Consider the following 24,301-nt stretch of genomic DNA (forward strand, 5'->3'; position numbering starts at 1 on the left):
CTCAGTACACGTCGCGCACGTACCGCTTGTCGGCGGCGAGCTGCTTGACGTACGCGGCGGCGGCGTCCTCCTGGAGCCCTCCGTGGGCCACGGCGATGTCCCGCAGTGCCCGGTCCACGTCCTTCGCCATCCGGGAGGCGTCGCCGCAGACGTAGAAGTGGGCACCCTCCTGGAGCCACGACCACAGCTGGGCGCCGTGCTCGCGCATCCTGTCCTGGACGTAGATCTTGGCCCGCTGGTCGCGGGAGAAGGCGGTGTCCAGCCGGGTCAGGGTGCCCTCGCGGTACAGGGAGTCGAGCTCCTGCCGGTAGTAGAAATCGGTGGCCCTGCGCTGCTCGCCGAAGAACAGCCAGTTGTCGGCCCGGTGGCCGAGAGCGCGCCGTTCGTCCAGGAAGCCGACGAACGGGGCGACTCCGGTGCCGGGGCCGACCATCACCATGCGGGTGGCCGGATCGGCCGGCGGACGGAAGTGCGGGGCGCGCTGGACGAAGACGGGGACGGGGCTGCCCGCTTCCGCGTCGGCGAGGAAGGTGGAGGCCACGCCCTTGCGGACGGCACCGTGCCGGTTCTCGTAGCGGACGACGGACACGGTGAGCTGTACGAGACCGGGGGCGGTGAGCGGGCTGGAGGATATGGAGTAGAGCCTGGGCCGGAGACGTGTGAGGGCGCCGGCCCACTCGTCCGCGGTGGCGCGGGCGGAATGTTCGGCGACGACGTCGACGGCCTGCCGGCCCCAGGTCCACTGCGCGAGTTCACCCTTGTTGTCCGGGCGCAGGAGCTTCTTGAGGGTGCGGTCATGGGTGCGGTCGGCGACCAGGCGCAGCAGGCCGGGAGTGATCCGGGCTATGTCCAGGTGGCGGTGGAGGGCTTCGCCCAGTGGCACGGAGCCGACACCTGGCACGTCGACCTGTCCGGCGGGGTCCAGCCCGGTGACGGCGAGCCATTCCGCCACGAGTTCCTGGCAGTTCAGCGCTTCCACCCCCAGCGCGTCACCGGCCTCGTAGGTGAGCGGTACGGGGCTGTCCTGCGTGTCGAAGGTGAACTGGCGCACTTCCTTGGTGGCGCCGGGAAGGCTGAGCAGTTTGTTGCCCACGAGCCGCCCCGTCGCCGTCCTGGTGGCGCGGGCCGGGATCGAAGGGGCGGGCGTGACGACGGAGACGGCAGTGGCAGGCGTGACGACGGAGACGGCAGGGGCGGGCGGGCCCAGGGGGGCTGCGGGCGCGTCGGGGACGGAAGGGGCGCCCAGTGCGGCGAACACCTCCTCCAGCCACTGCCCTGCCGGCTCCTCGTAGTCCGGTTCGCAGTCCGTACGGGGGACGAGCCGTACGGCGCCCAGTTCGCCGAAGCGTTCGTCGAGCCGTCTGCCGTGCCCGCAGAAGTCGTCGTACGAGGAGTCCCCGAGGGCGAGCACGGCGTAGCGCACGCCATCCAGCCGGGGTGTGTCGGGGGCGTTGAGCGACTCCCAGAATCCGGAACCGTTGTCCGGGGCGTCGCCGTCACCGAACGTGCTGGTGACGACCAGCAGATCGGCGGTGCGCGGGAGGCTCTCCAGAGGGCTGTCGTCCATCCCGAGAAGGGTCGCCGTACGCCCTTCGGCGGTGAGCCGCTGGGCCGCTGCCGCGGCGACCTCCTCGGCGTTGCCGGTCTGCGACGCCCACAGGACCACGACCTGCCTGCCGGGCACGGTGTCGGTTGCCGGCGCGGTCCCGGCCGGCTCCGGGGCCCGGGGCGCGTGGCCGGGCGCCCGGGAGAACATGCCGGCCAGCACTCCGTTGACCCACAGGGCGTGGTCGGGTTCGAACGGTGCGTGCGCGGGCAGTACGGGGGTGCCCGCGGGCTGCGGACCGAGCCCCGCGAGGAATCCGGCGAGGTAGCGGCGTTCATGTTCGGCCAGCACGGGCGGGGCTGTGTCCGCGATCCCGAACATCCCGGCGAGAGCGGCGACGGGAGCGGCCGGGAACTCCGGGACGGAGGCGTCGGCGGGTGCCGGCACGACCGCGGGGGCGACGGCGGCGACCTTCACCAGCGTCACGGCGCAGACCTTGAACTCGGGCTGCAGGGACACCGGGTCCACGGCGTCGTTGGTGACCGCGTTCACGCTGAGGTACTCACCGAAGAGATCGTTCCAGTGGAACGGCGCGAAGCAGTTCCCGGGCCGCACGCGGTCGGTCACGACAGCCGGCAGCACGGCCCTGCCCCGCCGGGAGGCGACCTCGACGGAGTCGCCCTCCTCGATCGAGAGGGCCGCCGCGTCCTCCGGGTTGATCTCGACGAAGGGGCCGGGGTTCAGCCTGTTGAGTTTGGCGATCTTCCCGGTCTTCGTCAGGGTGTGCCACTGGTGCTGCAGGCGGCCCGTGTTGAGCACGAACGGGAAGTCGTCGTCGGGCATCTCGGCCGCGGGCATGTGCGGGCGGGCGAAGAACACCGCCCGGCCGCTCGCCGTGGGGAAGGACAGCCGGGGCACGCTCCCGTCGGGGCGTACGGCCAGGGTCTGGCTGACGCCGTCGTTGAGGTAGCGGACCGGGTTGCGGTCGGGGCCGTCCGGGGCTGCGCTGGGCCACTGGACAGGCGTCCGGCGCAGCCGTTCGTAGGTGATTCCGCGCAGGTCGTAACCGGTCCTCGGGTTGTGGGCCTGCTTGATCTCCTCGAAGATCTCCTCGGCGCTGCTGTAGCCGAAGGCCTCCTCGTACCCCATCTCGCAGGCGATCCGCGCGATGATCCGCCAGTCCGGCCAGGCGTCCCCCGGCGGGTCGGCGGCCTGTCTGCCGAGCGTGAGGTTCCGCTCCGAGTTGATCATGACGCCTTCCGCCTCGCCCCACAGCGCGGCGGGCAGGGCGACATCGGCGTACGCGTTGGTCTCGGTGTCGGCGAACACGTCCTGGGTGACGACGAACTCCGCCGCTTCGAGGCCCTCGATGACGGTGCGGCGGTTGGCCACGGACGCCACCGGATTGGTGCAGATGATCCAGCACGCCTTGATCTCGCCTTCCGACATGCGCCGGAACATGTCGACGGTCCCGATGCCCGCCGCGTCCGTGCGCAGGGTCCCGGCGGCGAGGCCCCACAACTGCTCGGCGTGCGCTCGGTCCTGGTCCGACTGCAGGACGCGCTGGCCGGGCAGACCGGGCCCCATGTAGCCCATCTCACGGCCGCCCATGGCGTTGGGCTGACCGGTGAGCGAGAAGGGCCCGCTGCCGGGCCGGCAGATGGCTCCGGTGGCCAGGTGCAGATTGATCAGGGCGTTGGTGTTCCAGGTGCCGTGGGTGCTCTGGTTGAGGCCCATGGTCCAGCAGCTCATCCACTCGCCCGCCTCACCGATCCAGCGGGCGGCCAGGCGGATGTCCGCCTCCGGGACGCCGGTGGTCTCCGCGACCGAGGCCGGCGTGCAGTCCCGCAGGAAGCCCGGCATCGCCTCCCAGCCCTCGGTGTGCTCAGCGATGAACTCCGGGTCGGTGTGGCCGTTCTCGACGAGGAGGTGCATCAGGCCGTTGAGCAGCGCCAGGTCGGTGCCGGGGCGGATCTGCAGGAACAGATCGGCCTTGTCGGCCGTGGCGTTGCGCCGGGGGTCGACGACGATCAGCTTCGCGCCGGCCTTCACCCGCTCCATGAGACGGAGGAAGAGGATGGGGTGGCAGTCCGCCATGTTCGAGCCGATGACGAAGAAGGTGTCGGCGTGCTCGAAGTCCTCGTACGAGCCGGGCGGGCCGTCGGCGCCCAGGGACAGCTTGTAGCCGCTGCCCGCACTGGCCATGCAGAGCCGGGAGTTCGACTCGATCCAGCTCGTGCGGACGAAGCCCTTTGCCAGCTTGTTCGCGAGGTACTGCGCCTCCAGCGTCATCTGCCCGGAGACGTAGAGGGCGAGCGCGTCGGGCCCGTGTTCGTCGACGATCGCGCACAGCCGCCGCGCCGTCTCCAAGACTGCTTCCTCCATGGACAGCGGCACCGGCTCCTCGCTGCGTTCCGCCCGGACCAGGGCCGTCGTCAGCCGGCCCGGGGCGGCCAGCATCTCCGCACTGGTCGCCCCCTTCGTGCAGAGCCGCCCGCCGTTCGCCGGGTGTGCCTTGTCGCCCGTGGCCTTCAGGACGGTGCGCCGGCCGTCGGGGCCCCGGCCGATGTCGAGGACCATCCCGCAGCCGACACCGCAGTACGAGCAGACCGTCCGCACCTGGGCGGGAGTGTCCGGCTGCGGCTTCGGCACGGTCATGGACGGCCTTTCATGGGGAACGCTGACACCGCGACAGTACGAAACGTCCGTTTCCCGGGTGTCACGCCGGACGATCAAGCGTGGTTACGTCCGCTGCACAGTCGGCCGGGTACGCCGGTGAGGCCCGCCGGGCCTCCGGTGAATGATCGGTCATAATTACGATCCAGGGCTGTCCGGCCCCGGCCCGGGAGTTCCCCGCCGCCCTTTTGGAGGCCTGCATGACCGCCGACGCCCTTCCCGTGATCGCCGCGGTGGACGGTTCCGCGCACAGCTGGGAGGCCCTCGACTGGGCCGCCGAGGAAGCGGTGCGCAGCGGTCTGCCGCTGCTGATCGTGAATGTCCGGCCCCGCACCCGGCGCACGGAGGAGGAGAAGGGGCTGAGGGATGCCGAGGAACTGCTCGCGCAGGCCCTGGTGCGGACGTCCCGGCTCGCCCCCGAGCTGCCGGCCTCGACACTCGCTCCGCTGGACTTCCCTTCGGCGGCGCTGACCTCGCTCAGCCGTGACGCGTCGATGGTGGTCGTCGGCTCCCGCGGTCTCGGCGGATTCCGCTCGCTGATGATCGGATCCAACAGCCTGGCGACCGCCTCGATGGCGCGGTGTCCGGTCGTGGTCGTCCACACCGGCCGGACGGACGAGAGCGAGGAGGAGCCCTCGGACAGCTTCCCCGACATCGTCGCGGGGGTCGCCGCCGACGAGAGCAGCGGAGCCGTACTCGATTTCGCCTTCGAAGCCGCCGTCTCACGCCCCGGCTCACGGCTGCGGCTCGTGCACGGGTGGACGATGTTCTCGTCGATGCTCTCCGGCGGTCCCGTGTTCAACAGCGAGGCAGCGGCGGAATCGGCCGAGCGCGCCCTCGCCGAGCTCACAGCGGGGCACCGCGACAAGTACCCGCAGGTGGACGTCGTGCGCGAACCCGTCCGGGGCTCGGCGTCACGCACCTTGGTCACGGCCTCGGCCACCGCGGCGCTGACCGTGGTCGGGCGGCGCAAGGGCGGCGAGTCTCTCGGGCTCGGCCTCTCCCCCGTGGCGCAGACGACGGTGACGCACGCCCTCGGCCCGGTGGCCGTCGTCCCCAGCTGACGGCGGGGCCCCGGTCCTGACCGTGGGCCGCCCGTACGGTGCCTTTCGCCTGCTCCTGACCGCAGGCCGTGCGCGGTCCCGGTACCCCGCCGTGCACGGCCCTTGGCGTGCCGCTCGCGCTGACCGATGCTGGGGCGATGACACAGCGCGTGGCTCTCGCGACGGTGATGGACCGGCTCTCCATCGACGCAGTGATCACCGACTACGCCGTGGCGGTGAGCGACGGTGCCTGGGACGACTACGCCGCCCTGTTCACGCCGGACGGGCACGCCGACTACCGGGGCGCGGGCCGGCCCGCGGGCCCTGCGGCCGAGGCCGGGCGGTGGCTCGCGGAGAGTCTGCCGCGCTGTCCGGCCCGGCAGCATCTGATCGTCAACCGCCGACTGGACCTCGAGGATCTGGGCGGTTACCCGGGTGACCGGGCGCAGGTGCGGGCCGACTACCTCAGTCCGGCGGGACCGGGGCCCTGGGACGGGGAGACGCCTCCGGCCGTGGTCACCGGCGGCCGGTACGTCTTCGAGCTGCGGCGTACGGAACCGGGCTGGCGGATCCTGACCGTCAATGCGCATCAGAGATGGCGGTACGCGCCCGGGGCCGCCGCCGGCTGATCCGCGGCCGGCGGGGCACCCGCCCCGGTGGTCGCGGCATGCCCCCTGTGCGCTGCTGATCTTCTGCACCACACTGGGATCAGGAGCGGAACGGGCGAGAGGGAGATGCATGCCGATGCGGGGCGGGCGGCTTCCGGCCGGGCGAGCACGCGAGGGCGGCGCACGGCCGCACGAGCGGCTGCTGGGTTCCCGTACCGGGCGCGGTGGCGCGGCGCTGTGCGCGGGCGCTCTGCCCGCCCTGGCGTTCCCCGCACCCTCGCTTTCGTGGTTCGCCTACGTCGCGCTGGTGCCCTGGCTGCTGCTGATCCGCTCGGCGGGCACGGCGCGTCGTGCGGCGGTCGACGGCTGGCTGGGCGGTACGGGTTTCATGATCGCCGTCCACCACTGGCTGATGCCGAGCCTCCATGTGTTCATCGTGGTGCTCGCAGCCCTGCTGGGGCTGCTGTGGGCTCCCTGGGGCCTGCTCGTGGACCGGCTGCTCGGCGGCTCGCCGTCGGTCCGGCGCTCCGTGGCGGCTGTGGCGGTGGTGCCCTCAGGGTGGCTGATGATCGAACTGGTCCGCTCGTGGGAAGGACTGGGCGGCCCTTGGGGTCTGCTGGGCGCCAGCCAGTGGGACGTACCGCTCGCCCTGCGCACCGCCTCCGTGGGGGGCGTATGGCTGGTCAGTCTGGGCGTCGTGGCGGTGAACACCGTGGTGACTCTGCTGCTCGCCGTGCCGACGGGCCGCAGAGCGGCGGGCGCGTGCATCGTCGTGGGGGCCGTCGGCGTGGGTGCGACCGCCGTGTGGGCGCCGCGGCCGGAGGAGACGGGCTCGGTCAGGATCGCCGTCGTGCAGCCGGGTGTGGTCGACGGCCCGAACAGTGTCGAACGCCGCTTCGCGCGCAGTGAGGCGCTGACCCGTGGCCTGGCGGGCCGCGACGTGGATCTGGTCGTGTGGGGCGAGAGCAGTGTGGGTGTCGACCTGTCCCGGAGCCCGGGGACGGCTGAGCGCGTCGCCGCCCTGTCGCGTCTCGTCGGAGCCGATGTGCTGGTCAACATGGACGCCCGGCGCACGGACGGCCCCGGCCGTACCGGAATCTACAAGTCCGCGGTGCTGGTGGGCCCGGACGGCCCCACCGGGGACCGCTACGACAAGATGCGCCTGGTGCCGTTCGGTGAGTACGTCCCGGCCCGGGCGTTGCTCGGCTGGGCGACCTCGGTGGGCAAGGCCGCGGGCGAGGACCGTCTGCGCGGCAGCGGCCCCGTGGTGATGGACCTGCCCGACGGACTGCGGGTGGGCCCGCTGGTGTGCTTCGAATCGGCGTTCCCCGACATGAGCCGGCAGCTGACGAAGGACGGGGCCGAGCTGTTGGTCGCCCAGTCGTCCACCTCGACCTTCCAGCACAGCTGGGCCCCCGAGCAGCACGCCTCGCTCGGGGCCCTGCGGGCGGCCGAGACCGGCCGCCCGATGGTGCACGCCACGCTCACGGGCGTCAGCGCGGTGTACGGCCCGCGGGGCGAGCGGGTGGGAACTCCGCTCGGTACGGACGCGAGCGCGGCCACCGTGTACGACGTACCGCTCGCCCGGGGCACCACTCCCTACGTACGACTCGGCGCGTGGCCCGTGTACGGCGCGCTGGCGGTACTGGCCGTCTTCTTCGGAGTGACGGGCCTGCGGTCCTTCAGGACGCCTGCTCCGACGCGTCCTGAAGGACCCGCTCGCACAGCCGGTGGGTCTCCAGAGCGTCCAGGGCGCTGAGGACCTCCCCGGCCCGGACCGCGTCCAGGAAGGCCAGCACACTCTGCTCGATGCCGCGCTGTCGGGCGACGGGCACCCAGTCACCGCGCCGCCGCAGCGTCGGCTGGCCCTTGTGGTCGATGACGTCCGCGAGGTTGAGGACCTGTCGCTTGGTGTCCTGCCCCGAGACCTCCAGGATCTCCTCGGTGGATCCGTTGAGCCGGTTCATCATGCCGATGGCGGTGAATCCGTCGCCGGACAGCTGGAGCACCACGTGGTGCATGAGTCCCTCGTTGATCCGCGCCCGCACGACGACGTTCGACACGGGGCCGGGGACCAGGAAGCGCAGGGTGTCGACGACGTGGATGAAGTCGTCCAGCACCATGGTGCGCGGGTCCTCGGGCAGCCCCACCCTGTTCTTCTGCATGAGGATCAGCTCGCGCGGGTGCTCGGCACATTGCGCGTAGGACGGGGCGAGCCTGCGGTTGAAGCCGACCGCGAGAGTGACGCCGCGCTCCTCGGCGAGGGCCACGAGCCGCTCGGACTCCTCGAGTTCGTACGCCAGTGGTTTGTCGACGTAGGTGGGGACTCCCGCTTCGAGCAGCTGTCCCACGATCTCGGCGTGGGCGGCGGTCGGCGCGTGCACGAAGGCGGCGTCCAGTCCCTGGGACAGGAGCGAGCCGAGATCCTCGTGACACCGCGCGCCGGGGATCCGATGGGCTCCGGCGACGGCCGCCAGCGTGGCCGGGGTGCGGGTCTGCAGATGCAGTTCGACGCCGGGAAGGGTCGTCAGTACCGGCAGGTACGCCTTCTGCGCGATGTCGCCGAGTCCGATGCAGCCGACCTTCACGAGCTTCTCCCTGTCGCTTCCGTCCAGGGCCTTGTCACGGTCGCGTCCTCCGCCCCTCCCTGGTCCCGGCAGCATACGTGCGCTGCGGCGGCTGCCAGTCGCAGATGCCGTCGAAGGTCCGCAGGACAAGGCCGGGGCCGAGACGGGAGACGGCGGACATCAGCCCGTTCCGGAGGGCGACGGCCGGCGCGCTGGTCAGCCCGGTCATCCGGGAGACCTGCGCCGCCTTGCGGACCATCGCGGTGGTGCGGGGGTGCCGCGCCGCACTGTAGGAGGCCAGCCCCGCTCCGAGGTCACCGTCCGGTGCGACGTGGTGAGCGAGCACCACGGCGTCCTCGATGGCCTGGTTACCGCCCTGGCCCAGAAAGGGCACCATGGCGTGTGCGGAGTCCCCGACGAGCACGGCGCGGCCCCGGTGGAAGGACGGCAGCGGATCCGCCAGCTCGTACACGTCGTGGCGCAGCACCTGGTCCGGCTCGACGGAGGCGATGATGCCGGGGATCGGGTCGTGCCAGTCGCCGTACCTTCGGAGCAGCTCCGCCTTCTCGTCGTCGGAGGCCCGGGCGCCCGCCGGGACGGCCGCTGCGGCGTAGGCGTAGATCCCTCCGTCCTTCAGCGGGTGGCTGCCCCACAACGCGCCCCGGCCCCAGGTCTCGTGCGAGCTGAAGGTGCGGCCGGTTCCCGGGGAGATGACCCGCCAGGTCGTGAAGCCGCTGTACGCGGGTCCGGGATGGTCCGGGAAGAGCGCGGTGCGTACCGCCGAGCCGATGCCGTCGGCGCCGACCACCAGATCGGCCTCGATGTCTCCGGTGGGTGTCCTGACCACCGCCCGGGGTCCGTCGGCGCGGCCCGGCTCGACGAGCCGCGCCTCCCTGGCGGTGTGCACGGCGGACTCGGGGATCCGGGCCCGGAGCAGGTCGATCAGCGCGGACCGGTGCAGCAGCACGAGCGGTCCGCCGAACCGCTCGGCCGCGGCGGCGCTGTCCGTCCGGGCGAGCCAGCGCCCGGACGGTGTACGCATGCCCCCGTCGCCCTGCCAGGCGGCGAGGGACCTGACCTCGTCGCCGAGCCCGATGACGTCGAGAGCACGCTGGGAGTTGGGGGCGAGGCTGATGGCCGCGCCGATGGGTTCCAGCGACGCGGCGCGTTCGAGCACGGTGACCTGCCAGCCGCTCGTGTGCAGCGCCGCGGCGGCCGTGAGCCCGCCGATCCCGCTGCCGATGACCACTGCTCGGGATGTCGCCATGACTGAGCCTCCCCTCGGAACTACACCTGTAGTAACCGGGCTCCACGCTACTACAGGTGTAGTGAGAGCGGTAGATTGGCTACATGCCCACTCGCCCCACGCCCGCACGCCCCGCCGCTCCAGGTACCACCCGGCCCGCCGCCCGCTCGCGCGCCGACCTGATCGCCGACGCCGCGCTCGCCCTTCTCGCCGAGCGCGGCATGAGGGGCCTCACCCACCGGGCGGTGGACGAGCGGGCGGGACTCCCTCAGGGCTCGACGTCCAACCACGCCAGGACCCGGCAGGCCCTGCTGGAAACCACCGTGCGCCGGCTGGCCGAGCTGGAGGCGCAGGTGCTCGCGCCCGGGGATCTGCTCACCAGCAGTGACCCGGCCCAGGTCGCCGAAGGGCTGGCCCACGCGTTGCACAGGTATCTGACCGGCAGCACCGAGCTCCTCGTCTGCCGCTACGAACTGGCCCTGGAGGCCACCCGGCGCCCCGGCCTCCGGACGTTCTACGACGACGCGGGCGGGCGGTTCCGCGACCCGCTGGTGGCCGTGATGGCCGCTGCGGGGTCGGCCGATCCGGAGCGCCACGCGCTGTCGGTCGTGGCCTGGACGGAGGGGATGATGTTCGCGTGCGCCGTGGGGTCCTACCACCGGGCCGTGCCGACCGAGGACGAGCTGCGCGCGAGCTGCACCGAGCTGCTGCGGGGGATGCTCGGCGCGTCAGCCTGATGAGCGATGGCACCGCCGGCCGTCGCCGCGCGAGGTGATCCGCATGACGACACAGGACCGGTCCGCTCACGCGACGGACGCGGCCGAACGGCAGAGGCCGGCGGGGCGGCTGGACCACCACGCGCCACTCAGGCCGGGCCGGCCCGCACGCCCGCCTCATTCCCCGGGCGCGCTCCCCTGGAGGCGCTGCTCCATGCGTCCCAGGGCGGCACGGACCCCTCCGCCGTATCCGTCGTCCTCCAGCACCCCGACCGCCTCCCAGGCCCGGTCGAGGTGGATCCGCGCGGCCTCGAAGCGCTGCAGCTTCAGATAGTCCTCCGCCAGATTGAGATGGAGCGAGGGGACGAGGGCCCGCACGGCGGTCGTGTCCCGGTGCCCCGCGTCCGGGCCCGCGGCCACCTCTCCGGCCGGGCCCTCCGCGGCCGTCAATGCCCGGAGGTCCCAGGCCAGCTCGTCCCCGGGATCGTCCTGGGTGTCGGCCATGTAGTGGGCGAGGGTGCACCGGTGCAGGGCCTCACCGCGCTCACCGATCTCCGACCAGATGATCCCGAACCGATTGCGGGCCTCTTCCCTGTCCCCTGCGTGGAGCAGCATGATCGCCTGGCCGATCTTGGTCATGACGACGTCCCCCGGCATTTCCCGCTGCTCCACTACAGAGCTCTCCCCACTTCACCGCCCGGCCTGTTCCGGTCGTTCAGACGCTAGTCGCAGCCACGGGCAATCCCGCTCAGGCGCGGGCCCCTGCCGACGTCCGGGTCGTCTGAAGGCCCAGGTCCGGGATCCGCCAGTCGATGGGCTCGTGCCCCTGCGCGGCGACGGCCTCGTTGATCTGCGTGAAGGGGCGCGAGCCGAACCACTTCTTGGCCGAGAGCGGCGAGGGGTGCGCGCCCTTCACCACCACATGGCGGTCCTGGTCGATCAGCGGGATCTTCTTCTGGGCGTAGTTCCCCCAGAGGACGAAGACGGCCGGGTCGGGCCGGTCGGCCACGGCGCGGATGACCGCGTCGGTGACCTTCTCCCAGCCCTTGGCCTTGTGCGAATTCGCCTCGCCGCCGCGGACCGTCAGCACCGCGTTCAGCAGCAGGACGCCCTGCTCCGCCCAAGGCATCAGATATCCGTTGTCAGGGACGGGGAGGCCGAGCTCGTCGTTCATCTCCTTGTAGATGTTGCGCAGCGAGGGGGGCGTCTTGACTCCCGGCCGCACGGAGAAGCACAGTCCGTGCCCCTGGCCCTCGCCGTGGTAGGGGTCCTGGCCGAGGATGAGCACCTTCACCCGGTCGTACGGCGTGGCCTCCAGCGCGGCGAAGACCTGTTCGCGCGGCGGATACACAGGACCCCGGCCCCGCTCCTCCTCGACGAAATCCGTGAGCTCCTTGAAGTAGGGCTTCTGCAGCTCTTCGCCGAGGACGCCGCGCCAGGACTCGGGCAGCAGGTCGGTGTCGGTCACGTCCACAACCTCCGGTAAGCAATCGGTTCTTGATCTCAGAACCTACCGGGGACCACTGACAACGGAACCGCCGAGCCTGGCGCCGCCCTCCCGCGGTCGTTCCTACCAGCTCGTCTTGCGGTACAGCTCCCACATCTGCATGACCGTCTGCGGGTCGAGCGCGCGCTCGCCGCCGCCGATGTCCTCACCGGCCGCCACATAGAGCTTGCCCTGCCACAGGGGCAGGAGCCGTACGTCCTTGACGAGGATCTCCTGGGCCCGCTTGAACTGGTCGGAGACGGCGCCGCGGTCGCTCTCCTTGCGGGAGGACGGCAGCAGCTCCTGGGTGATCTCGTCGGACAGATACGGGGTGCCGGTGACGCTGTCCTGGCCGACGAAGGGAGCGATGAAGTTGTCCGGGTCCGGGAAGTCGGGGAACCAGCCACGCCCGAAGACCGGGTAGTCGCCCTTGTTGAAGCCTTCCTGGAAGGACTTCCAGGGCGCGCTCTTCAGCGTGATCCGGAACAGGCCTGACGCCTCGAGCTGGCGCTTCAGCTCGGCGAACTCGGGAGCGGTGGAGGAGCCGTAGCGGTCCGTGGTGTACCAGAAGGTCATCTCGACGGGCTCGGTGATTCCCGCTTCGGAGAGCGTCTTCCGGGCCTTGGCCACATCGGGGTCGCCGAAGGAGTCGAAGAAGCTGGTGGCGTGCCCGGCGATGCCCTTGGGGACCATGGAGTAGAGCGGTTCGGCAGTGCCCTGGTAGACCTTGGCGACGAGGGCGTCCCGGTTCACCACCTGCGCGATGGCCTGGCGGACTGCGAGCTTCCCGGCGGCCGGGTCCTTGGGGTTGAAGACGAGGAAACGGATGTCGGCGCCGACGGACTCGACGATCTGCAGACCGTCGTTGTCCTCCTTGTCGTCCTCGAGACCGATGACCTCCTCGGCCGTCAGACCGCGGTAGGTGGCATCGATCTCCTTGTCCTTCAGCGCCTCCACCATCGGGGCGGAGTCCTTGAAGTAGCGGATCGTGACCGAGTCGTTCTTCCTGTCGGCGAAGCCGTTGTAGCTGGGGTTCTTGGTCAGCTCGGCCTTCTTGCCCGGCTCGTACGAATCCAGGACGTACGGCCCCGAACCGGTGACCTTGCCGTCGTCGCGGATGCTGTCCGCCGGGTAGTCACCGGGGGCGACGATCGACATCGCGGGCGTGGCCAGGATGAACGGGAAGGTCGCGTCCGCCTTGCTGAGGTGGAAGACGACCGTGTCGTCGCCCTTGGTCTCCACCCGGTCGAGAGATCCGAGCAGGCCCGCCGGACCGCCCTTGACCTTGATCTTCTTGATCCTGTCGATGGAGTACTTCACGGCCTCGGCGTCGATCTTCTCCCCGTCGGAGAATTCAAGGTCCGAGCGCAGGGTGCACCGGTACGCCATGCTCGTGGAATCGGTGAAGCTGCATTCCTTCGCCGCGTCGGGCTCGGGGCTCGTACTGCCGGTCGGGAAGCTCACCAGGGTCTGGAAAACGTTCCTCATCAGCTCCCAGGAGCCGTCCCAGGCTGCCGCCGGATCGAGGGTCGAGGGCGAACTCGTCGTTCCGACCGATATCTGCTGGTTCGTCTCCGAACTGCTGTCGGACAGCAGACCGCAGCCGGCCAGCACAGAAAGGGAAGCAAGGGCTGCAGCAGCCTGCAGACTGGCCCGGTAGAACACGCGCACGCTCCTCGATCGGCCTTGGGGTCGGCAGACCATACCGCAGCGCCCCGCCGGGACAATCCGCTGGCCCGGCGGGGCACTTGAGTCAATCAGGACCAAACTGACGCAGGCCTCCCTCAGGCCACGCCCGCGTTCAGGAAAATACCGCCGTCGACCACGAGTGTCTGCCCCGTGATCCAGTCGGACTGCTCCGAGGTGAGGAACGCCGCCGCACCGCCGATGTCCTGCGGGACACCGAGCCGGCCCAGCGGGTACGCGGCCGCGGCCTCGGCCTCACGGCCCTCGTACAGCGCCTCTGCGAACTTGGTCTTCACCACGGCCGGGGCGATCGCGTTGACCCGCACGACCGGTGCGAACTCGTGAGCCAGCTGGAGGGTCAGATTGACCATCGCGGCCTTGCTCATGCCGTAGGCACCGATGAACGGCGACGCGGAGACGCCCGCGACCGAGGCGATGTTGACGATCGCCCCGCCGTTCTCCCGCTGCCAGGCCTTCCAGGTCTGCTGGGCGAACCCGAGCGCCGAGATCACATTGGTCTCGTAGACCTTCCGGGCGACGTTGAGGTCGAGCTCGGCCATCGGCCCGAAGACGGGGTTCGTACCGGCGTTGTTGACCAGGTAGTCGACCCGGCCGAACGCCTCCATCGCCCGCTGGACCGCTGCGGCCTGGTGCGCCTCGTCGTGAGCCTTGCCCGCGATGCAGACCGCCCGGTCGGCGCCGAGCTTCTCGACGGCCTCCTTCAGGGCGTCCTCGCCCCGGCCCGTGATGACGACCCGGTCGCCCCGGGCGACGAGCGCCTCGGCGACGCCGTAGCCGATGCCCCGGCTCGCGCCCGTGATGAGCGCGACCTTGCCACTGTCCTGCACAGTCATGGTGTCCGTTGCCCTTCCGGGGTCAGTTGAGCGGTCCGCCGGCGACGTACATGACCTGCCCGGACACGAAGCCCGCGTCCTCACCGGTGAAGAAGGCGATGGCGTTGGCGATGTCCTCGGGGCGGCCCACCCGCTGTACGGGAATCTGTGTCGCCGCGGCGGCCTGGAACTCCTCGAAGCCCATGCCGACCCGCGCCGCCGTCTGGGCGGTCATCTCGGTGACGATGAAACCGGGGGCGACGGCGTTGGCGGTCACGCCGAACTTGCCGAGCTCCTTGGCGAGGGTCTTGGTGAAGCCCTGCAGGCCCGCCTTGACGGCGGAGTAGTTGGCCTGGCCCCGGTTGCCCAGCGCGGAGGAGGACGAGAGCGAGACGATGCGGCCGAACTTGGCCTCCACCATGTGCGACTGGACGGCCTTGGCCATCAGGAAAGCGCCCTTGAGGTGGACGTTCATCACGAGGTCCCAGTCGGACTCGCTCATCTTGAAGAGCAGGTTGTCGCGGAGCACACCCGCGTTGTTGACCAGGATCGTCGGGGCGCCGAGCTCGGCGGCCACACGCGCGACGGCGGCTTCCACCTGCGCACTGTCCGACACGTCGCAGCCGACGGCGAGGGCCTTGCCCCCGGCGGCGGTGATCTTCTCGACCGTCTCCTTGCACGCCGCCTCGTCGAGGTCGAGTACGGCGACGGCGCGGCCCTCGGCCGCCAGGCGTACGGCGGTGGCGGCGCCGATGCCCCGTGCCGCTCCCGTCACGATGGCGACGCGCTGCTCGGTGGTGGACATGCTTGGTTCTCCTCGCCCTTGGATCGCGGCTCAGCGGACGTCAGGAAGTTCCCGATAACTGAGCAACCGCTTAGTACCTTCAGCAGACGAGACGCTAGAAGCCCCGGCACCCGGTGTCAACGGCACACGGGGGCATGGACGCATGTCACACCGGACGGCGCCACCACCCGTACGTCCCGGGCGGCGGCGCCGGCCTCTCGATCAGCGCACCAGCAGGTCGAGGAGCCGCTCGACCTCGGCCGCCGGATCCGTGGTCAGGCCGCTGTGCACGACGCCGGGCTGAACGACCGTGGACCGAGGTGCGATCAGCCAGCGGAAGCGCCGCCCCGCGTCGTCACCGGCTGCCTGGCCCGCCGCCTCGCCACCGCCGCAGACACCTTCGACGGCCCGCAGAGCGGCCCGCACACCGGCTACGTCGGCCCCTGGGTCCAGCGCCTCGAGCTTGTGCTCGTCCAGGTGTGTCCGCGCGGCCACGAACGACTTGGCCCGGCAGTAGACCAGCACGCCCGCGTTGAAGCACTCGCCGCGCTCCACGCGCGGAACGACGCGCAGGACCGCGTACTCGAAGACATCGCGCTTGCTCATCGGCCGCCGTCCTTGCTGTTCGGTCCGGCGCCCGCCTGCGCGTCGCGGTCCTTCTTGGTGGGATGCGGCCAGGGGCTCAGGTGCTCCGTCAGCCACCCGGGGACCTGGGAGGGCCTGGTCTTCGTGGGCGCTTCCAGGACGATGCGCTCGTGGATGCTGCCGGCGCGGGCCAGCAGCGGCTCCACATAAGCCCGGCGCAGATCGTCCGTGGTGCCGAAGCCGGGTTCTCCGGCCAGCCACTCGTCCGGCACCTCCGCCGCCACCTCGGTGAGCAGCTCCTCCGTGACGAGCGGGGCGAGCTCGGCGGCCGCGGCGGCGATGTCCGGCCCGAACGGCGCGAGGACGTGGTCCGACGCGTTGTAAGGCTTCGCCGCGGAGGCCTGCGCGCCCGGCCAGTTGTGGTGCCAGATCATGGTGGCCCCGTGGTCGATCAGCCACGGCTCACCGTGCCAGACGAGCATGTTGGGATTCCGCCACGACCGGTCCACATTGTTGATGAGCGCGTCGAACCAGACGACCCTTCCGGCCTCAGCCGGGCCGACCTCGTAGGCGAGCGGATCGAATCCGAGCGAGCCGGGCAGATAGTCCATCCCGAGGTTCAGCCCGGCGCTGGCCTTGAGGAGCTCCTGCACCTCCTGGTCCGGCTCGGCGAGACCGATGACGGGGTCGAGCTGGATGGTCACCAGTTCCGGCACCCGCAGCCCCAGCCTCCGGCCGAGCTCGCCGCAGACGACCTCCGCGACCAGGGTCTTACGGCCCTGTCCCGCTCCGGTGAACTTCATGACATACGTGCCGAGGTCGTCGGCCTCGACGATCCCGGGGAGCGATCCGCCTTCACGCAGGGGCGTGACATAGCGGGTCGCTACTACTTCTTCCAACACTTTCCCAGGCCACCAATCTTCTCAGCCCCACAATTCACGGGCAGCCTCTCCGGGGCGTAGAGGCAGGAATCACCGGTCGAGGGAGCTGGGGAGAATCTGGGGAATTCCGGCCGGCGAGTCGGTCCCCCCGCTCCCCGAGCAGACCGCCGATGGTGCCGCGCCCCGTGCTGCCGGCTTCCGGCTTCCGGCTTCCGGCTTCCGGCTTCCGGCATGAAGTGAGCATAGTAACCGAGGGTGATCACCGGCGAGGAGTGCCCGAGCCACCGAGCCAGAGTCACAACGGACTCTCCGGCTTCCGACATGATCGAGGCGCAGGTGTGCCGAAGCGCATGGAAGCCGCCCCTCGGGGCCGCCGCCCACTGCCAGGCTTTCGCCGCCTCGGCACGTGGCGGGATGACGCCGGCCTTGGCCAAGGCGGGCTTCCAGGTGTACGTGTTCCGGGTGTTCACCGCGACGGCGTTGCCGAAGCGCGTGGTGAGCAGCAGGGAGAACTTCTTCTCCCCCTGCGGTTTCCCCCACCGCGGCTCTACCTCTACCGGCGGGAACGGCGCTGGACGCCGACCGTGCCAGTGCCCTTCTTCACATCGCCGGTCTCTTCGACGACCAGCACCGCCCGGTCGTCGTGCGGGTGCTCCACCACGTAGCCGCACGCGTCGTCGCGGACCTGATCGGCATCCTGCTTGGCCCTGCTGCGCCGGGGTTCGACCCGGGCGAAGAGCCCCGTGATCCGGCCCATCAGGCCCTCGAACGCGTCCCGCCAACGGGCGGGTTCTATGCTGTGACCCGCGGCCCCCGCCTCTTCGTCAGTCCACACAACTCACGATGATCAACGGGGCCGCACCCGTCTCCACAACGCGTCAGGGTCGCGCAGTTCCGCCTGCCGTCCTGAGTCAGGAGGACATGTGCGACGTGGTGAGGTCTGGTGGGTGGAGTTCGACGAGCGGCGGCTGGTCGTAGTGCTGGCGGCAGACGACGCGTCCAGGATCCGGGCGATGCAGGTCGTCACTCCTGCGGGCGTCGACATCAGCGGTCTGGGCGTCGAAGTGCAAGTAGGTGCCCTGGAAGGACTGCCCTCTGAAGGCGTGCTGAGGTTCGCGTTCCCGCGCCCGGGCTTTACCCCCTGCACGTGGCTGACCACCGTGTCCCAGGACGACCTGATCGAGCGGGCGGGCGTCCTGTCCTCCGCGAAGCTCAGCGAGATCGAGGACGCCCTCCGTCTCGGGGAACTCGGGTAGGCGGAGAGGCGCCACTCACCGTCGAGATCACGATCTACGGCTGGAGTACTGGGCCGTTTCGCATCTTCCTGTGGTCAGCCCGATGATCCAGACAAAAAGGCCTAGAACAGTCGCCGAGACAACGTCCGAGTCAGTAGGCGCCGTACGGGCTCCAGCCTCGGAGGAACGGCTTCGGATCGTCGGCGCGGGGGGTGGGAATCTCGAGAAGCCGAAGCTGCTGAAAGTGAATGGTGGTGGGCGGTGCCGACGCCGGATACGTCCAACCGCTCCGAAAACGCCACCCCGGCTCGACAGACCGAGCAGGCTGCGGCTACCACCTCTCGCCGAACCTCGGAACCTCTACTTGTGCAGCGTCCAGGCGCAGCCGTTCGTAGCGCAGCGGCTGGCGCCACACTCCGTGATACTGGGCAACGTCGGCGCTGATCTCCGCGACGAGGACGGGGCCGACGAGGACCGATCCCAGGGGGGTGCGGCTGTTCCAGGACGAGGTGAAGCGGATACCGGTCCACGGGTGTTCCGGGCCGGCATCGGTGAGGTGGCTGGCGAGGTCCCCGGCCGGGCCGGGTTTCAGCAGGCCGGTCTTGCCCACCAGCCCGTAGGCGGCCGGTGTTGTCGTAGCGGCCCAGCAGCAGGACCCGGGGGCGGCGCAGGGAGCTGGTGACGCCGCCGATGAGCGCTTCGGTGGAGTTCCTGCGGCGGGCCTTCGACCATCCACGGACGCCTGGCCGGTATCGGCCCCCTCAAGCTCTTGACCACGACACCTTCGACGCCGGGGATCTGGTTCCACTCGTACAGCCACTCCCCCGCGATCGCGGGGTCCGTGGTCGACGGGCACAGCGTCCACGGCGGCCCGGTCCGGTGGTCCGACACTCTGGTTTCCCGCCCTCGGATCTCAGCTGGTGTCTGCTGCCTTCTTGGACCAGTTGCTCTGAGGGCTCTGGGGCCTTTGCGGGTGAGTCCTGGTCATGAGGGCGATGAAGGCTCAGTTGATGTGGGCTTCGCTGTGCTGGGGCAGTCGTTCGTGGTCCCGGCAGTTGCAGCGGGCGTTCATGATCCTCCAGCCATAGACCGCTCAGCTTTCCGATGCCTCGGCAATTCACGAACCCCTTGGCGCCTTTGGGGCGCAGGACGGCCGCAGTGACATCCGCAGGTGATCGGCACCACAGACGGGCAGTGACGCCTGCAGACAGGCCAGGGGGCCCGTCGTGCTCGGGCGGGCCGGGGTGCCGTGCTCGGAGCGGGGGTGGGTGGCTGGTCGGCATCGAGGGCGCGGGCGAGCTGGAGTCGGTCGTAGTGCAGCCAGATGATCAGGATGAGGGCGGCGAGGGCGAAGGCGGCGGCCAGGAGGAACAGGCCGGTCAGCGGGGGCAGGCCCAGGGCCGGCTGAAGCAGCGGTCCTACGAGGACCGTGAGGGCGTCAAGCGGCCCATCACGTACCAGGGAGTGTCCGTCCCGTCCGAGTAGCGGCCGCGCAGCTCGATCTGGATCCAGGTGCCCGGCGGGGTCCGGGCGTTCCAGGAGGCGATCACCTCGGCCGAGGCGAGGTGGCCGGTGGGTGTGGCGAGGTTGGGGCCGATCACGCCGCCGAGGGTGGTGGCGACCATGACGGTGACCAGGGCGCGGGCGCGGTTGGCCGGTACGGCCAGATCGGCTCCGGCGTAGCGGGCCTGGAAGTTGACGCAGTACCGGATCCCTGCAGGAACAGGGAGACGAATGGCAGGGGCGGGCTGTTGGCGGCAAGGACCCCTACGGCTCCCAGGGCACCGACGAGGTATCCGGCGGCAAGGCAGGGGCGGCGGCCTCGGTTCCGTGAGAGGCGGCCGACGGTGAAGGCCGCGACGGCGGAGCCGGCGGTGAGCAGGGCTACAGCGAGTCCGGCCAGGGCGGTGGAGTGGAGCATGTCCCGCAGGAGCAGGGCGGCAACGGTGGTGCCCGCTGCGGGCCGAGGCCGCTGAGGATCTGAGAGGCGAGCAGGACGGTCAGGACGCGCCTCTGAGCGGTGGATGCGCAATCGCCGGTGTGCGGTGCCGCTGCTGGGCCGGTGGATACGGGGTGGTCACGCGGTCGGGCATGGGGTTTTCCACGTGTGTCCCGCATCCGGAGTGTGCGGGAGCGCTGCTGGCGGGCGGCAACCCCCGACGGCGGTGGCCTGCGGAGGGCCACACTGCTGGTCCGGCGCTGCGGCATCGCGCGCAGCGCCGGATCGGGGGAGGCGGAGAAGTGCGGGCGGATCAGCTGAGCTGGAGGCGGTCGGCCAGACCGGCCTCGGTGAAGGCGCTCACCAGGTCCTCACGGCTCTCGGTGAAGTGCGCCCAGCTGTCGCAGTGCGCGGGCACCACGCGGCGCGCGCCGAGGATTTGCGCCGCCTTGGCGGCCTGAGCGCTGTCGAGGACGAGCAGGGGGCCGAGCTGCCCGTCAGGAGAGATGGGCAGGCGGGGGGCGCCGGCGAACAGCACGGCGGTGTCCACCGGGCCGAAGCGCTTGGCGATCTGCTGGACCGCGTCCATTGAGGCGTTGTCGCCGCTGACGTAGACGGAGGGCAGGTCGTCGGAGGTGAGCACGAAGCCGACAACCTGTCCGGCGCCCTTCTCGACCTCGGCGCGCGGGCCGGGTCCGTGCACGGCTGGGACGCCGGTAACGGTCACCGCGCCGCCGTCGGGGCGGTCGAGGACCACGGGCTCCCAGTCCGCGAGCCCTTTGGCGCCCTCGCCGAGACGCATTCCTCCGCCGGGGGTGGTGAGGGTGAGCGGCACCTCGGCCAGCAGTGCCCGGCCGGAGTGGTCGAGGTTGTCGGGGTGCTCGTCATGGGAGAGCAGGACCACGTCGATGCGCCCGAGGTCGGCGGGGGCCATAGGCGCCGGGGCGGTCTTGACGAGGGTGATGAGCTCGTCCATCGGGTACTCGCCGGGGGCGTCGAAGGTGGGGTCGGTCAGGAAGTTCAGCCCGCCGTAGGCGATGAGGGCGGTCGGCCCGCCGAATACGCGCACGGAGATCTGGCCGGCGGGGGAATGGGCAGCAGTCACGAAATATTCCTCACGGCTGGTAAGCGGTTTATCCGTGATGAACGGTAGCGGTGTCTCATGGATAAAGGCAAGGCGTACCATGAGAGCCATGAAGGAGACCGTGACTGCCGAGCCCGTCCTGCCTCCCGTCCCCGGCGCCGAGCAGTACCCCGCCCTGGACTTCGCCAACAGCGCCGTCGCCCTGCCCGGCGGGCAGTTCACCGACCTCCTCGGCAGCCCGGCCGCCACCAACCAGTGGCTCATCGACCACGACCTCGCCCCCGTCGGCACCGACGCCGGACTGCAGGAAATGTGCTCCGCCCAACTGCGCACCCTGCGGGAACAGATCCGTTCCCTGCTCGCCTCCCACGTCGACGGACACCCCGCCCCCAGCAGCGCGATCAGCGCCGTCAACGAGGCACTGACCCGGGCACCCGCCACGTCCCTGCTCCACTGGGACGCCACCCGCGGCCTCCACCGCACGCCCTCCCACCCGACCATCCAGATCGTCGAGCACGCCCTGGCCACCCTCGCCGCCGGCGCAGCCGACCTCCTCACCGGCCCGGACGCCGAACGCCTCACCGCCTGCGGCTCTTCGCCTTGCAACCGCTACCTCCTGCGCCACGGTCGCCGCCACTGGTGCTCCACCCGCTGCGGCGACCGCGCCCGCGCCGCCCGCGCCTACGCCCGCCGCACCCGAACTCGAGCAGAGTGAGACCAGCGGGCTGGCGCTCCTTCGGCTCCCGCCAGGTCCGATACCGGTCTGCCGGTCGGCCCGGTGCGTGACGGCGAGGCCCAGCGGCACGCCGGTCGTTCTCGCAGCCATCGGCGAGGTCGGGGGCCGGACCGGGTTTCAGCAGGGCTGTCTTGCCCACCAGCCGTAGGCCGCCGGTGGTGTCTTAGCTGCCCAGCGGCAGAACCCGGGGGCGGGCAGAAAGCCGGTGACGGCGCCTACGAGGGCTTCGGTGGAATTCCTGCGGCGGACCCTGCTCCAGCCGCGCGCGCCCGGCCGGTAGCGGCCCGTCAGGCTCTTGACCGCGACACCTTCGACGCCAGGGACATCGGTCCACTCGGACAGCCACTCGTCCGCGACCACGGGGTCCGAAGTCGACAGGCACAGCGTCCACGGCGGCCCGAGCCGGTGCCAGGCGGTCCTGGGCCGGCGCCCCGCGCCGCGTCTGCGACAGCACCGGATCACCTGCGCGGAGCGGGGTGCAGAGCAGTGCCTGGAAGCCGTCGAACTCAGGCTGGACCGCCATCCCGCCGGGGGCGGTGCCGAGGGGTGTGAGGGTTTCGCGGGCCTGCGCGAGCATCGGCTCCGCAGGTGGCCTCAAGACCACGCAGGGGCTCCCTGCAGGGCGGTCAGGTGCTGGGTCAGGAATCGGGGTGCGCGTCCGTCTGAAGCGTCCACGCGGCCCCGGAGCAGCCTGCCGGGAGGGGCGGGAAGCGGTGCCCCTTCACGTCGGTGCTCCAGTGGTGGCCCGCACCGCAGTCGCACTCGTAGATCCCGCTCTCCGGCACAACCTCGCCCGGATGCCATGACGTCGGTGACGTCTGTTCCTCGCTCATCTTCCCTGTGTACGACGCCCCTGGGCGGGGCGCGACTTCGGGACGGTGGCGCGCCTGCGTCTCGCCGGAGGGAGGAGCCGCCATCTCTGCGTCAGCCCGGTGTCCGGCTGGCAGATCTCGCGCGGCGTCGAGGACGGCTCGTCGTGTCAGCAGCCATCCATAGCCATAGGCCAGAGTGCCCCTTCTCATCGTCGAACTGCTTGACCATGCCGCTCAGGCCGCTTGCGCGGCGGCGCTGCCGAAGACCTGGTCGAAGGGGCGCAGGGGTGCCTGATCGGTGACGCGGGTCCGGAAAGTCCGCGAGCACAGAACCACGGCCGTGGAAAGGAGCAGGGGCAGGCCGCGCAGGCGCCGTGCGGCCGGGTGCGCAGCTATGACGTGCCCTGCCACTTCGGATCTCCCCCGTCGCCACTGAGCCCGGCTCACGGTTACAGCACCGTCATCTCGTGTCGCGCGTCCGAAACACGTGCGCGCCAGACTCTCCACATCGCGCAGCCGGTTCCCCGGTCAGGTGCCTCCTGGATCGGAAACCGGCTGCCAGCTCACGACGTCCGCGGCAGCAAGGCCGTGGCGACCGTGCCCGACCGGGTCCGTTGCTCCGGTCGGTGGAAGCGCCGGGGGCGATGACCGCGCTTCGTTCACCCGCTCGCACGGTCGGCGTTGCAGGGGTCGGCCGTGTGGCTTTCCACAGGGAGAACCACGTTGAACACGCACACGGACAACACGCCCACGTTCCCCGCTCGCAGCGGCACAGCTGCCGTGACCGCCGAGGCCGAACTCGCCAGGGAGCGGGCGATGGGCGCCGGTGACGGCGGGACGGCCGAACGCGAGATCCGGGTCATCGACCTCGGCGACTTCGACAACCGGCGCTCCGAGATCGCCGCCGAACTGTGGCAGGCAGCCACGGAGATCGGCTTCTTCCAGCTCAGCGGCCACGGCATCGACCGGCACGAGAGCGACGCCGCCTTCGCCGCTGCCCGCGCCTACTTCGCGCTCCCGGCCGAGGTGAAGGCGCGGCAGGCCTTGCGGCCGGGGAGCAACGCGGGCTGGGAGTACCGCAGCCAGGTCCGGCCGTCCACCGGCACCCCGGACGAGAAGGAGTCCTTCCAGCTCACCCGCCCGCGCATGGCCGGCATGTGGCCCCAGGAGTCCGAACTGGCCGGTTTTCGGGCCACTCTGCTCGCCTTCGAGGCCCGCTGTCACGACCTGGCCATGCGCGTCCTGGGCTGCTTCGCCGACCGGCTCGGCCTGCCCGAAGGGTTCTTCGCCTCACAGCACGACCCGTCGGCCCCGGACCACCAGTCCACACTGCGCCTGTTGCACTACTACGCGACGAGCCGTGAGGCAGCGGTCCGCGCCACCGCCGACAACTCCTGGCGCGCCGGCGCCCACACTGACTTCGACTGCCTCACCCTCCTCTTCCAGCGCGAAGGCCAGGAAGGGCTGCAGGTCTGCCCGGGCCGCGAGGCCGGTGAGCGCCGCTGGACCCCGGTCCCGGCCCGTTCGTCCCTGATCACCTGCAACATCGGGGACATGCTGGCGCGCTGGAGCGGCGACCGGCTGCCGTCCAACTTCCACCGGGTCGCCCCGCCGCACCCGGACGGCGATCTCGGCTCGCGTTACTCGATCGCCTATTTCGCGCAGGCCGACGGAAGCGCCCTCATCGCGGACCCGGACGGCGTCCACGCGCCCGTCACCGCGGCGGATTACCTGCGGCAGCGCATCGCCGCGAACTTCGCGGGCTGACAACGCCGTCTCCGCTACGGGTCGCCATCCGTGCGGGACGCTCCGGGCGACCCGCGCTCGCGCGGGACGCC

Annotated in this window: 23 protein-coding genes and 2 pseudogenes; 7 read left to right on the forward strand and 18 right to left on the reverse strand. The window is 70.9% G+C overall.

Features of this window, described 5'->3' with window-relative positions; all coding sequences use genetic code 11:
* Position 1 precedes the first annotated feature (1 nt).
* Positions 2 to 4,204, reverse strand: coding sequence for a bifunctional nitrate reductase/sulfite reductase flavoprotein subunit alpha (locus HED23_RS20715; RefSeq protein ID WP_203184892.1), 4,203 nt, complete (start codon positions 4,202 to 4,204; stop codon positions 2 to 4).
* A 218-nt stretch (positions 4,205 to 4,422) separates the two neighbouring features.
* Between HED23_RS20715 and HED23_RS20720 the strand changes: the two genes are divergently transcribed.
* The 3 genes from HED23_RS20720 to lnt all read left to right on the forward strand — a co-directional run bounded on the left by HED23_RS20720 (position 4,423) and on the right by lnt (position 7,632).
* Positions 4,423 to 5,286, forward strand: coding sequence for a universal stress protein (locus tag HED23_RS20720; protein WP_203184893.1), 864 nt, complete (start codon positions 4,423 to 4,425; stop codon positions 5,284 to 5,286).
* Positions 5,287 to 5,423: 137 nt separating this feature from the next.
* On the forward strand, positions 5,424 to 5,894 hold the full coding sequence (locus HED23_RS20725; protein WP_203184894.1) for a nuclear transport factor 2 family protein: 471 nt from the start codon (positions 5,424 to 5,426) through the stop codon (positions 5,892 to 5,894).
* 109 nt (positions 5,895 to 6,003) lie between these two features.
* Positions 6,004 to 7,632, forward strand: a complete 1,629-nt coding sequence (gene lnt, locus HED23_RS20730; protein ID WP_203184895.1) for an apolipoprotein N-acyltransferase — start codon at positions 6,004 to 6,006, stop codon at positions 7,630 to 7,632.
* Here lnt and HED23_RS20735 read toward each other — a convergent pair.
* A complete protein-coding gene (locus HED23_RS20735; protein ID WP_203184896.1) occupies positions 7,556 to 8,461 on the reverse strand; it encodes a Gfo/Idh/MocA family protein in 906 nt (301 codons plus the stop codon). The genes lnt and HED23_RS20735 overlap by 77 nt on opposite strands.
* 34 nt (positions 8,462 to 8,495) lie before the next feature.
* The gene (locus tag HED23_RS20740; protein WP_203184897.1) at positions 8,496 to 9,707 is read right to left on the reverse strand and encodes an FAD-dependent monooxygenase; all 1,212 of its coding nucleotides are present in this window, start codon (positions 9,705 to 9,707) and stop codon (positions 8,496 to 8,498) included.
* A gap of 83 nt (positions 9,708 to 9,790) precedes the next feature.
* Here HED23_RS20740 and HED23_RS20745 point away from each other — a divergent pair, with 83 nt between their 5' ends.
* Entirely contained in the window at positions 9,791 to 10,423 is a 633-nt protein-coding gene (locus HED23_RS20745; RefSeq protein WP_203184898.1) for a TetR/AcrR family transcriptional regulator, read from the forward strand.
* A 156-nt stretch (positions 10,424 to 10,579) separates the two neighbouring features.
* On the opposite strand, the gene HED23_RS20750 is transcribed toward HED23_RS20745, so the two are convergent.
* From HED23_RS20750 to HED23_RS20790, 9 genes and pseudogenes are all read right to left on the reverse strand, one after another.
* On the reverse strand, positions 10,580 to 11,074 hold the full coding sequence (locus HED23_RS20750) for a hypothetical protein (protein WP_238442059.1): 495 nt from the start codon (positions 11,072 to 11,074) through the stop codon (positions 10,580 to 10,582).
* A gap of 76 nt (positions 11,075 to 11,150) precedes the next feature.
* Positions 11,151 to 11,870, reverse strand: a complete 720-nt coding sequence (locus HED23_RS20755) for a uracil-DNA glycosylase (protein WP_203184899.1) — start codon at positions 11,868 to 11,870, stop codon at positions 11,151 to 11,153.
* 102 nt (positions 11,871 to 11,972) lie between these two features.
* Positions 11,973 to 13,553, reverse strand: a complete 1,581-nt coding sequence (locus tag HED23_RS20760; protein ID WP_203184900.1) for an ABC transporter substrate-binding protein — start codon at positions 13,551 to 13,553, stop codon at positions 11,973 to 11,975.
* Positions 13,554 to 13,672: 119 nt separating this feature from the next.
* A complete protein-coding gene (locus HED23_RS20765) occupies positions 13,673 to 14,428 on the reverse strand; it encodes an SDR family oxidoreductase (protein WP_203184901.1) in 756 nt (251 codons plus the stop codon).
* A gap of 22 nt (positions 14,429 to 14,450) precedes the next feature.
* On the reverse strand, positions 14,451 to 15,212 hold the full coding sequence (gene fabG / locus HED23_RS20770; RefSeq protein ID WP_203184902.1) for a 3-oxoacyl-ACP reductase FabG: 762 nt from the start codon (positions 15,210 to 15,212) through the stop codon (positions 14,451 to 14,453).
* Positions 15,213 to 15,413: 201 nt separating this feature from the next.
* Entirely contained in the window at positions 15,414 to 15,797 is a 384-nt protein-coding gene (locus HED23_RS20775; protein ID WP_203184903.1) for a DUF3037 domain-containing protein, read from the reverse strand.
* Positions 15,794 to 16,678 carry a HipA family kinase gene (locus HED23_RS20780; protein WP_203184904.1) on the reverse strand — a complete coding sequence of 295 codons (885 nt, stop codon included), beginning with the start codon at positions 16,676 to 16,678 and terminating at the stop codon, positions 15,794 to 15,796. Before HED23_RS20780 ends, HED23_RS20775 begins: the two co-directional genes overlap by 4 nt.
* Positions 16,663 to 16,980 (reverse strand): hypothetical protein, encoded by a 318-nt coding sequence (locus tag HED23_RS20785; RefSeq protein WP_238442300.1) that lies wholly within the window; start codon positions 16,978 to 16,980, stop codon positions 16,663 to 16,665. Before HED23_RS20785 ends, HED23_RS20780 begins: the two co-directional genes overlap by 16 nt.
* A gap of 242 nt (positions 16,981 to 17,222) precedes the next feature.
* A pseudogene (locus HED23_RS20790) lies at positions 17,223 to 17,414 on the reverse strand (IS701 family transposase); the annotation flags it as partial.
* Positions 17,415 to 17,580: 166 nt separating this feature from the next.
* Here HED23_RS20790 and HED23_RS20795 point away from each other — a divergent pair.
* Positions 17,581 to 17,913, forward strand: coding sequence for a type II toxin-antitoxin system PemK/MazF family toxin (locus HED23_RS20795; protein ID WP_203184905.1), 333 nt, complete (start codon positions 17,581 to 17,583; stop codon positions 17,911 to 17,913).
* 310 nt (positions 17,914 to 18,223) lie between these two features.
* Here the strand turns inward: HED23_RS20795 and HED23_RS20800 are convergent, their stop codons facing one another.
* From HED23_RS20800 to HED23_RS20810, 3 genes and pseudogenes are all read right to left on the reverse strand, one after another.
* On the reverse strand, positions 18,224 to 18,502 hold the full coding sequence (locus HED23_RS20800; RefSeq protein WP_203184906.1) for a hypothetical protein: 279 nt from the start codon (positions 18,500 to 18,502) through the stop codon (positions 18,224 to 18,226).
* An 832-nt stretch (positions 18,503 to 19,334) separates the two neighbouring features.
* Positions 19,335 to 20,010, reverse strand: a pseudogene (locus HED23_RS35370) (MFS transporter); the annotation flags it as partial.
* 134 nt (positions 20,011 to 20,144) lie between these two features.
* A complete protein-coding gene (locus HED23_RS20810) occupies positions 20,145 to 20,936 on the reverse strand; it encodes an MBL fold metallo-hydrolase (RefSeq protein ID WP_238442060.1) in 792 nt (263 codons plus the stop codon).
* 88 nt (positions 20,937 to 21,024) lie between these two features.
* Here HED23_RS20810 and HED23_RS20815 point away from each other — a divergent pair, with 88 nt between their 5' ends.
* A complete protein-coding gene (locus HED23_RS20815) occupies positions 21,025 to 21,630 on the forward strand; it encodes a CGNR zinc finger domain-containing protein (RefSeq protein WP_203184907.1) in 606 nt (201 codons plus the stop codon).
* A gap of 138 nt (positions 21,631 to 21,768) precedes the next feature.
* Here HED23_RS20815 and HED23_RS20820 read toward each other — a convergent pair whose 3' ends face one another.
* The 3 genes from HED23_RS20820 to HED23_RS20830 form a co-directional block, all read right to left on the reverse strand.
* Complete coding sequence (locus tag HED23_RS20820; RefSeq protein WP_203184908.1) at positions 21,769 to 22,011, reverse strand: hypothetical protein; 243 nt, start codon at positions 22,009 to 22,011, stop codon at positions 21,769 to 21,771.
* A gap of 278 nt (positions 22,012 to 22,289) precedes the next feature.
* The gene (locus tag HED23_RS20825) at positions 22,290 to 22,484 is read right to left on the reverse strand and encodes a hypothetical protein (protein WP_203184909.1); all 195 of its coding nucleotides are present in this window, start codon (positions 22,482 to 22,484) and stop codon (positions 22,290 to 22,292) included.
* Between the two features lie 213 nt (positions 22,485 to 22,697).
* Positions 22,698 to 22,874: a hypothetical protein gene (locus tag HED23_RS20830; RefSeq protein ID WP_203184910.1), complete on the reverse strand. Its 177-nt coding sequence runs from the start codon at positions 22,872 to 22,874 to the stop codon at positions 22,698 to 22,700.
* A gap of 312 nt (positions 22,875 to 23,186) precedes the next feature.
* Between HED23_RS20830 and HED23_RS20835 the strand changes: the two genes are divergently transcribed.
* Positions 23,187 to 24,230, forward strand: coding sequence for a 2-oxoglutarate and iron-dependent oxygenase domain-containing protein (locus HED23_RS20835; RefSeq protein ID WP_238442061.1), 1,044 nt, complete (start codon positions 23,187 to 23,189; stop codon positions 24,228 to 24,230).
* Positions 24,231 to 24,301 lie beyond the last annotated feature (71 nt).

It is taken from the genome of Streptomyces pratensis (assembly GCF_016804005.1).
Taxonomy (GTDB): domain Bacteria; phylum Actinomycetota; class Actinomycetes; order Streptomycetales; family Streptomycetaceae; genus Streptomyces; species Streptomyces pratensis_A.

Excerpts from the sequence above, each read along its gene's own strand:
- HED23_RS20715 (WP_203184892.1), bottom strand. The coding sequence starts at position 4,204 with ATGACCGTGCCGAAGCCGCAGCCGGACACTCCCGCCCAGGTGCGGACG.
- HED23_RS20825 (WP_203184909.1), bottom strand. The coding sequence starts at position 22,484 with ATGAGCGAGGAACAGACGTCACCGACGTCATGGCATCCGGGCGAGGTT.
- HED23_RS20775 (WP_203184903.1), bottom strand. The coding sequence starts at position 15,797 with ATGAGCAAGCGCGATGTCTTCGAGTACGCGGTCCTGCGCGTCGTTCCG.
- HED23_RS20785 (WP_238442300.1), bottom strand. The coding sequence starts at position 16,980 with ATGTCGGAAGCCGGAGAGTCCGTTGTGACTCTGGCTCGGTGGCTCGGG.
- HED23_RS20745 (WP_203184898.1), top strand. The coding sequence starts at position 9,791 with ATGCCCACTCGCCCCACGCCCGCACGCCCCGCCGCTCCAGGTACCACC.
- HED23_RS20725 (WP_203184894.1), top strand. The coding sequence starts at position 5,424 with ATGACACAGCGCGTGGCTCTCGCGACGGTGATGGACCGGCTCTCCATC.
- fabG (WP_203184902.1), bottom strand. The coding sequence starts at position 15,212 with ATGTCCACCACCGAGCAGCGCGTCGCCATCGTGACGGGAGCGGCACGG.
- lnt (WP_203184895.1), top strand. The coding sequence starts at position 6,004 with ATGCCGATGCGGGGCGGGCGGCTTCCGGCCGGGCGAGCACGCGAGGGC.
- HED23_RS20720 (WP_203184893.1), top strand. The coding sequence starts at position 4,423 with ATGACCGCCGACGCCCTTCCCGTGATCGCCGCGGTGGACGGTTCCGCG.
- HED23_RS20815 (WP_203184907.1), top strand. The coding sequence starts at position 21,025 with ATGAAGGAGACCGTGACTGCCGAGCCCGTCCTGCCTCCCGTCCCCGGC.
- HED23_RS20765 (WP_203184901.1), bottom strand. The coding sequence starts at position 14,428 with ATGACTGTGCAGGACAGTGGCAAGGTCGCGCTCATCACGGGCGCGAGC.
- HED23_RS20740 (WP_203184897.1), bottom strand. The coding sequence starts at position 9,707 with ATGGCGACATCCCGAGCAGTGGTCATCGGCAGCGGGATCGGCGGGCTC.